The following is a 1,064-nucleotide window of genomic DNA, read 5'->3' on the forward strand; positions in this document are numbered from 1 at the left end:
GCGCCGACATCGATGACGGCAACAAGCCTGGGATGACGTCGGGGCAGTCGGCGGAGTTGCGGGAGGCCAACAAGCGAATCCGGTTGTTGGAGCAGGAGAATGAGGTCCTGCGCCGGGCCGCGGCGTATCTGTCGCAGGCGAACCTGCCGGGAAAAGGTTCTACCCGCTCGTGAAGGAGCTCGCCGCCGACGGAATCCCCGTCGCGGTGACGTGCCGGGTACTCAAGCTCGCCAGACAGCCCTACTACCGGTGGCTCAAGGAGGCGGTCACCACCGCCGATCGGGTCGCGGCCGCGCGGGCGAACGCCCTGTTCGATGCGCACTGCGAGGACCCGGAGTTCGGGTACCGGTTCCTCGCCGACGAAGCCGAACACGCTGGTCAGGCGATGAGCGCGAGGACGGCGTGGCGGATCTGCTGCGCCAACGGCTGGTGGTCGAGCTTCGGTAAGAAACGTGGGAAGAACGGTAAGAAGCCGGGGCCGCCGGTGCACGATGACCTGGTTGAACGCGACTTCACCGCCGACTCCCCGAACCAATTGTGGTTGACCGATATCACCGAGCACTGGACCGACGAAGGCAAGCTCTACCTCTGCGCGATCAAGGATGCCTGCTCGGGGCGGATCGTCGGCTACAGCATCGATGACCGCATGCAATCCCGTCTCGCCGTTGCTGCGCTCAACCATGCGGTCGCCCGCCGAGACGGCGATGTTGCTGGTTGTATTGTCCACTCGGACAGGGGTTCTCAGTTCCGGTCGCGGAAGTTCGTGTCCGCACTCAATCGGCACGGCCTGGTCGGATCGATGGGCCGCGTCGGCGCCGCCGGCGACAATGCAGCGATGGAATCGTTCTTCGCGCTGCTGCAACGCAACGTCCTCGACCGGCAGCGGTGGGCCACCCGCGAGCAGCTGCGGATCGCGATCGTCACCTGGATCGAACGGACCTACCACCGCCGACGCCGTCAGGTCCGCCTCGGCCGGTTGACGCCCGTCGAATACGAGACGATCATCAACACAGCCGCCTCAGCGGCATGACACCGACACTGTCACCCGATCGTGCAGCAGTCCC

The 1,064-nt window shown here is 65.6% G+C and carries 1 pseudogene; it reads left to right on the plus strand.

The features are described from left to right. A pseudogene (locus WFK95_RS24685) lies at positions 1-1,030 on the plus strand (IS3 family transposase); the annotation flags it as partial. Positions 1,031-1,064: the final 34 nt, after the last annotated feature.

It is taken from the genome of Tsukamurella sp. USMM236, assembly GCF_037148755.1.
GTDB lineage: Bacteria > Actinomycetota > Actinomycetes > Mycobacteriales > Mycobacteriaceae > Tsukamurella.